The 6,508-nt window shown below is 71.5% G+C and carries 7 protein-coding genes; 5 read left to right on the top strand and 2 right to left on the bottom strand.

The annotated features are described in order from the left end of the window. Positions 1-224 precede the first annotated feature (224 nt). The 5 genes from ACLFOB_RS13750 (at position 225) to ACLFOB_RS13730 (ending at position 5,009) form a co-directional block, all read left to right on the top strand. The gene (locus tag ACLFOB_RS13750; protein ID WP_410926445.1) at positions 225-1,562 is read left to right on the top strand and encodes an OmpA family protein; all 1,338 of its coding nucleotides are present in this window, start codon (positions 225-227) and stop codon (positions 1,560-1,562) included. A gap of 85 nt (positions 1,563-1,647) precedes the next feature. Beyond that, entirely contained in the window at positions 1,648-2,199 is a 552-nt protein-coding gene (locus ACLFOB_RS13745) for a YeeE/YedE thiosulfate transporter family protein (RefSeq protein ID WP_410918214.1), read from the top strand. 3 nt (positions 2,200-2,202) lie between these two features. Continuing rightward, positions 2,203-2,802, top strand: coding sequence for a DUF6691 family protein (locus tag ACLFOB_RS13740; RefSeq protein ID WP_410918215.1), 600 nt, complete (start codon positions 2,203-2,205; stop codon positions 2,800-2,802). Between the two features lie 163 nt (positions 2,803-2,965). Then, on the top strand, positions 2,966-3,937 hold the full coding sequence (locus ACLFOB_RS13735) for an XdhC family protein (RefSeq protein WP_410926444.1): 972 nt from the start codon (positions 2,966-2,968) through the stop codon (positions 3,935-3,937). Positions 3,938-4,013: 76 nt separating this feature from the next. Then, positions 4,014-5,009, top strand: coding sequence for a molybdopterin-binding protein (locus tag ACLFOB_RS13730; protein ID WP_410926443.1), 996 nt, complete (start codon positions 4,014-4,016; stop codon positions 5,007-5,009). 531 nt (positions 5,010-5,540) lie between these two features. Here the strand turns inward: ACLFOB_RS13730 and ACLFOB_RS13725 are convergent. Next, on the bottom strand, positions 5,541-6,158 hold the full coding sequence (locus tag ACLFOB_RS13725) for a methyltransferase domain-containing protein (RefSeq protein WP_410917527.1): 618 nt from the start codon (positions 6,156-6,158) through the stop codon (positions 5,541-5,543). After that, positions 6,155-6,508, bottom strand: a 354-nt coding sequence (infC, locus tag ACLFOB_RS13720; RefSeq protein WP_410926442.1) for a translation initiation factor IF-3, incomplete at its 5' end; no start/stop codon positions are given. The genes infC and ACLFOB_RS13725, both read right to left, overlap by 4 nt.

Below are 6,508 nucleotides of genomic sequence, written 5' to 3'. Positions count from 1 at the left end.
CCGCCGACCCGCCCGGGTCTGACGACAGGGACGCCGCCGGACCACCGGCCGACGCGGGCCCGCCTGCGAATGCCGGACCGCCTGCGAATGGCGATCGCCCGGCGGATGCCGGTTCAGATGCGGACCGGGCGCAGGCGTCGCCGGAACGGGCGCCGCGCTCCGATGAATTGCCGGATTGCGGGCCGGGCGCGGGGTTCCCCTGCGTCGACAGGATTTCCGGCGCCGTGATCGAGGAGCCGGAAAACCTTCGCGAGCTCTACGAGGCGCGCGATCAGGATACGGGCTTTCTCGACGACATTCTGGCGGAGTCTGATGCCGAGCGCGAAGCGGAAGAGCGGGCGCGCGAGCAGGCCGAGGACGACGAGCGCCGCGCCGAAGAGGCGGAGCGCCGGGCGGCCGAGGCCGAGCGCGAGTTGCAAGAGCAACGCCGCCGCGCCGAGCAGGCCGAACGCGAGGCCGAGGAGCAGCGCAGGCAGGCCGAGGAGGCCGCGCGCCGCGAGCGGGAGCGTGCCGAGGCCGGTCCGCCCGCGGCCGCGACGGAGGATGCCGAGCCCGGTGAGGTCGAGCGCCGGGAAATCACGGAGGCGGAGGCGCGCGGCTCGTCCCAGGAGTTCGAGACGGAGATCCGGACCGACGCCGAGACCGCCACCACCGAGGCAGATGACGACGGCGACAGGCTGCGCGACCTTGGCCGGGCGGCGCTGATCGGCCTTGGCGCCTATGCGCTGGGGCAGGTTCTGGACGACGGCGGCGAAGTCGTGGCCGGCACCGGCGAGCGGGTGGTGGTCGAGCGCGACGGCCGCTACGACATCCTCAAGGACGACGATATCCTGCTGCGCCGCCCGGGTGCCGACGTGCAGACCGAGAGCTTTGCCGACGGGTCCGTGCGCAGGCGCGTGATCCTGCCTGAAGGCGGCGAGGTGATCACGGTGCGCGCGGCGGACGGACGCGTCCTGCGGCGCGTGCGGGTCATGCCCGACGGCGAGCGCGTCGTCCTCTTCGACGACACGCGACAGGTGCGGCCCGTGGATGTCGCGCAGCTGCCGCGTCCTGCGGAGCCCGTCGAAATGCAGGACGGCATCACCGGCGAGGACGAATTGGCAGAGGCGCTGCAGCAGGCCCGCCTGCGCGACGTGAACCGCGACTTCTCGCTCGAGCAGGTCCGGCAGATCGACGCGGTGCGCAAGCTGGTGCCGGTGGTCTCGCTCGACCGCATCGGCTTTCCCACCGGATCGGCGGCTATCTCCGCATCCGAGGCCGAGGAACTGAACGCGCTGGGCACCGCCATGCGGCGCGCGATCCGCGAGAATCCCGGCGCGGTGTTCCTGGTCGAGGGGCACACGGATGCCGTGGGGTCTGCCGCCTACAACCTGCTGCTGTCGGACCGGCGCGCCGAATCGGTGGCGCTGGCGTTGACCGAGTATTTCGGCGTCCCGCCTGCCAACATGATCGTGCAGGGCTATGGCGAATCCGATCTGCGCGTCGAGACGCAGGATCCCTCGCAGGCCAACCGCCGCGCCGCGGTGCGCAACATCACGCCCCTGCTCGCCGGGCAGCGGTGATGCGCGGTTTGATCTGAATCATGCAGTTCATGGAATATGTGTCTTATTCTGACGGCAGAATGTGATCCGGAAAGGAGGGAGTGCCATGCCACTCAACTGGAAAACGGGCGGTGTCCTGCTTGGCGTCGTCTTCTTTCTGGCGGTGCTTCTGGTGAAGCCCATCGGGGTCTCGACGCAGTTCGTGATCCTCGACGCGATCATCGCGGACATCGCCAATCCCGCGCTGATCCAGGCCACGGAAGAGGGCTATACCTCGTCCAACGCCTATCTCGCGAAATCGGACGGAAAATATGCGGCCAATGCCGCCAATCCGCTCAACTACAGCTTCGTCTTCGTGCTGGCGATGGCGCTGGGCGCCTTCCTGTCGGCCCGGTTGCGGGGCGGGGTGGGCGCCGCCGAGCGCACCGCGCCGGCGCTCTGGCGCGCGAACTACGGCGACGCGCCGCTGGGCCGCTACGCGGTGGCCTTCCTGGGCGGTTTCGTGGTGCTCTATGGCGCGCGGCTCGCCGGCGGCTGCACCTCGGGGCACATGATGTCCGGCATGATGCAGACCGCGCTCTCCGGCTACGTCTTCGCCGCGGGCGCCTTCGCCGCGGCCATCCCGACCGCCATCCTGATGTATCGCAAGGAGGCCTGAGCCATGACGACGATCATCCTCGCCATCGTGATCGGCGCCGCCTTCGGTGCGGCGCTGGACCGGATCGGGGCCACCAACCCCAACTGGATCTGGCGGATGCTGAACCTGAGCAACCTGCATCTGATGAAGACCATCCTGCTTGCCATCGGTACAGGCTCCGTCCTGATGTTCGGCGGACAGATGCTGGGCCTCGTCGATGTGGGCCACATGTCGGTCAAGGCGGCCTATGCGGGCGTCTTCATCGGCGGTCTGATGCTGGGCGCGGGCTGGGCTGCCTCGGGCTACTGCCCCGGCACGGGCGTGGCCGCCGCGGCCACGGGGCGCAAGGACGCGCTGTTCTTCATCGCCGGCGGCCTCCTGGGCGCGGCGGCCTACATGCTGACCTATCCCTGGTGGAAGTCGGCCGGCCTGCTCGACGACATGGCGGGCGGCAAGGTGACGCTTGGTGAGGTGCCCGAGTCGGGTTACGCGGGCCTGACCGGCCTTCCGGGCGACCTGCTGGGCATCGTGCTTGGGCTGGCCTTTGTCGCCGTGGCCTTCGTGCTGCCCGAGCGGCTGCGGCAGGCGCCTGAGGGCCGCGAGGTCAGGATGCCGGCCGAGTGAGCGGCGTGCTCGTCGCGCCCTGACGGGCGCTTCTCGCGAGGAGGATCCGCAAGGGACCGACGAGCGGCATGGAGAGGGGCCGCTGCGGGAATCGCCGCGGCCCTTTTCGCGCGCGCTCCTGCGGCATACCTTCAAGGCGTGGAGGCGCAGGGAGGGCCGCGCGATGGACCGTTTCGACCAGATCCCGGAGACCGCGCTTGGCTGGCACCGGGCGGGGCGCGGCGCGGCGCTGGCCACCGTGGTGGAGACCTGGGGCAGCGCGCCGCGCCGGGTGGGTGCGCAGCTTGCCGTCTCGGGCGAGGGCGAGATCGAGGGCTCCGTCTCGGGCGGTTGCGTCGAGGGCGCGGTGGTGGCCGAGGCGCTGGAGGCGATCGAGGAGGGCGAGGCGCGGCTGCTGACCTTCGGCGTCTCCGACGAGGATGCCTTTGCCGTGGGCCTCGCCTGTGGCGGAACGATCCGCGTGCTGGTGGAGCCGGTGGGCTCCGTCCTGCCCGAGGCGATGCTGGCGGACCTCGTCGAGCACCGCGCAGAGCGGCGTCCGGTCGCCTATGTCGCCGACCTTGAGGGGCACGGCGGCCGGCGGCTGGCGACCGACGGCTTCACCGAGCGCTTCCGCATGGACCGGTCGGGGGTGGAAGCGGATGGGCGCACTTTCGTCGCGATCCACAATCCGCCGCTGCGGCTGATCGTGGTGGGGGCGGTGCACATCGCGCAGGCGCTTCTGCCGATGGCCCGCATCGCGGGCTACGATCCCGTTCTGATCGACCCGCGCGAGGCCTTCGGGTCGGAGGGCCGCTTTCCCGGCGAGCGCATCCTGCACGACTGGCCCGACGATGCGGTCGCGGCCGTGGGCCTCGACACGCGCACCGCGCTGGTGCTGCTGACGCACGACCCCAAGCTCGACGATCCCGCGCTGATGCGGGCGCTGCGCGCGCCGGTCTTCTACATCGGCGCGCTGGGCTCGACCCGCACCCATGCCAAACGGGTCGCCCGGCTGACCGAGGCTGGCTTCGGCGAGGCCGAGATCGCGCGCATCCACGCGCCCGTCGGCCTTGACATCGGGGCGGCGGGGCCGGCCGAGATCGCGGTCGCGATCCTGGCCGAGATGACGCGTGTGCTGAGGCAGGGGGCGTGAAATTCGGGCCCGTGCCGCTGGCCGAGGCGGAGGGCGCGCTGCTGGCCGAGATGACGCGTGTGCTGAGGCAGGGGGCGTGAAATTCGGGCCCGTGCCGCTGGCCGAGGCGGAGGGCGCGCTGCTGGCGCATTCCGTGCGCCTCGCCTCCGGCAAGCTGAAGAAGGGCCAGGCGCTGGGGCGGGGCGATCTGGACGCGCTGGCGGCCGAGGGCCACGCAGAGGTGATCGTCGCGCGGCTGGAGCCCGGCGACGTGGACGAGAACGCCGCCGCCGCGCGGCTGGCAGAGGCTCTGGTGCCCGACCAGGGGGCCGCGGGGCTGCGGCTGACGGCGCCCTTCACCGGTCGGGTCAACCTGATTGCCGAGGGGCCCGGCGTCGTCGTCATGGACAGCGACCGCCTGCATGCGCTCAACGCCGTGCATCCGATGATCACGCTTGCCACGGTGCCGCCCTTCCAGCAGATGGCCGGGGGCGGCATGGTCGGCACGGTCAAGATCATTTCCTACGCCGTGCCGGGCGATGCGCTGGCGGCGGCCTGCGACGCGGCCCGCGGCGCGGTGCGGCTGGCGTTGCCGGTGCTGCGCGATGCCACGCTGATCGTGACCGAGATCCCCGGCGGCGCGGGGGAAAAGGGGGTGCCCGCCATCGCGGCCCGGCTGGCGGCGCTGGGAACGGCCATGCACGGGCCCGTCACCGTGCCGCATCGCACCGAACTGCTGGCGCAGGCGGTCCGGCAGGCGGCCGGGGATCTGGTGCTGATCCTGACGGGTTCGGCCACCTCGGACCCTGCCGACGTGGCCCCCGAGGCCGTGCGGCAGGCAGGCGGCCACGTCGACCGTTTCGGCATGCCGGTCGATCCCGGCAACCTGCTCTTCCTCGGGGCGCAGGGCGGGCGGCCGGTGATCGGCCTGCCGGGCTGTGCACGATCGCCCGCGCTCAACGGCGCGGACTGGGTGCTGGCGCGCGTGGCCTGCGGCATCGCGGTGACGGGCGCCGACATCGCCGCGATGGGTGTGGGCGGGCTGCTCAAGGAGATCCCGACGCGCCCGCAGCCCCGGCGTGCCAGGGGCTGAGCGCCGCGCTGGCTGCTGAGCGAGCCAGGGGGGCTGTCTGCCCCCCTCGGCGGCTGCGCCGCCTCACCCCCCGAGGGTATTTCGGGCAAGAGGAAGGACCGGGCGCGCGCGGTGCCTCTGCGGACATCGCGCGCCGGTCCGGCGCCCGCTGCGGGCCGGCCTTTGCGATGAAGCGGCGGAATGCGACGGGAGGATGTCGACCTGTCGCCGCACGACGGGTACATTCCTTGCCGCCGTGCTCGCGCCGCGCGCGGGGCCTTTCGCGCACCAGCAAGGCGAGGCGCGAGGCGGCGCGCGTGCAGGCGGGAGCTGCGATCTCGCCGCGGACCGCTGCCGTCCGGATGCGTTGTTGAGTTTCCCGGACGCCCGGCTCCGAGTGGTACGCCGCCGCCGACCGGACATTTCGCCACGGCGGGTCACCGCGGCACCGCCGGTCGGGCGGCGGCCCTGACGGCGGAGGGTGCGCTGTGCGCGATCTTCGGCACCCGGCCCACAGATGGCGCCCGAGAGCCGCGTCAGCCGCCGCGGGGGTCAGCCCGGCTTGCGCGCGACGAAGTCGATGAGCGCCGAGAGGCCGGCGTGCCCCTTGCCCTCGCGGATGTCGCGCTCGTAGGCGCGGTTCTCGAGGATCTCCCAGCCGGCGAAGGCCTCTGCCAGCATCGGCACCGTATACATGTTCTCGGGGTCAGGCGGACCGCCCGTGCCGCGGCCCACCTGCTCCGGCGTGTAGCCGTGCAGCAACAGCAGGCCGCCGGGCGCGAGCGCCGCGCGCATCTTCTCGAAGAGGTGCGCGCGGTCCTCCGGTCCCGCGAACTGGATGAAGATCGCCACGACCAGGTCCCAGGGGCCGCCCCAGTCATCGGTCAGCACGTCGGCCTCGACGAAGGTCACCTCGACGCCGCGGTCCCGGGCCAGTCGCCGCGCCTTGGCGAGCGCGGCGGGGGCGTATTCCGTCGCCGTGACGTCGAGCCCCTTCTCCGCCATGAAGACCGAGTTGCGTCCCTCTCCGTCGGCGACCGCGAGAGCCGTCGCTCCGGACGTCAGCAGATGGGCATGATCGACGAGAAAGGCGGAGGGTTCGGTGCCGAAGAGATAACCGGGGATGGCGTAGCGCGCCTCCCACCCGGTGGGCGCGCGGCGCCCGTTCACTTGGCGACGGGGCCGATCATCATGATCATCTGCCGGCCCTCCATCTTCGGCATGTTCTCGACCTTGCCGATCTCCTTCACGTCTTCGGCGACGCGCTGCAGCAGATCGCGTCCGAGGTTCTGGTGCGCCATCTCGCGGCCGCGGAACCGCAGGGTCACCTTCACCTTGTCGCCGCTCTCGAGGAAGCGCACGACGTTGCGCATCTTCACGTCATAGTCGTGCTGGTCGGTGTTCGGGCGGAACTTGACTTCCTTGACCTCGATTACCTTCTGCTTCTTCTTGGCTTCGGATTCCCGCTTCTGCTGTTCGTACTTGAACTTGCCGAAATCCATGATCTTGCAGACCGGCGG

The organism is Rhodosalinus sp. (assembly GCF_046542825.1).
Taxonomy (GTDB): domain Bacteria; phylum Pseudomonadota; class Alphaproteobacteria; order Rhodobacterales; family Rhodobacteraceae; genus Rhodosalinus.
The sequence above is the reverse complement of the archived record's forward strand: the minus strand, read 5'-3'. Positions and strand labels throughout refer to the sequence as shown.